The following is a 436-nucleotide window of genomic DNA, read 5'->3' on the forward strand; positions in this document are numbered from 1 at the left end:
TAAACACCGTGATGACCCGCTACAGCGTTAGATAATTCATTTTTAAGTTTCAGGTTTGATTTATACTGTTGTCTTAAAACTAATTCAATAGATTGATTAATAACATGCAGTTCACTACTATCTTGCTGGAAAAAATGATGTTTTATCGAACTATTTATTAAGGTGGCAACTAAAGTTAAGCACGCAATAACGGTTACAGCGACAAACAACACAACACGCATCGTAAGTGATAAAGGCCGTGACTTAATAGCCATCAGTTTCAACCTCTAATTTATAGCCCATACCACGAACCGTATGAATTAATTTAACAGTAAAGTCATCATCAACTTTTGCTCTTAGCCTACGAATGGCAACATCAATCACATTGGTGTCGCTATCAAAATTCATATCCCATACTTGAGAAGCAATTAACGAACGTGGCAGTACTTCACCTTCG

The 436-nt window shown here is 36.2% G+C and carries 1 protein-coding gene and 1 pseudogene; both read right to left on the reverse strand.

Annotated features, from left to right (window positions below; all coding sequences use genetic code 11):
* Window positions 1–254 (reverse strand): annotated as a pseudogene (locus tag PSI06_RS21135) (two-component sensor histidine kinase); the annotation flags it as partial.
* Window positions 244–436, reverse strand: a 193-nt coding sequence (locus PSI06_RS21140) for a winged helix-turn-helix domain-containing protein (RefSeq protein WP_273604834.1), incomplete at its 5' end; no start/stop codon positions are given. The gene PSI06_RS21140 and the pseudogene PSI06_RS21135, both read right to left, overlap by 11 nt.

This window comes from Pseudoalteromonas sp. GABNS16E (genome assembly GCF_028598715.1).
In the GTDB taxonomy this organism is placed as follows: domain Bacteria; phylum Pseudomonadota; class Gammaproteobacteria; order Enterobacterales; family Alteromonadaceae; genus Pseudoalteromonas; species Pseudoalteromonas atlantica.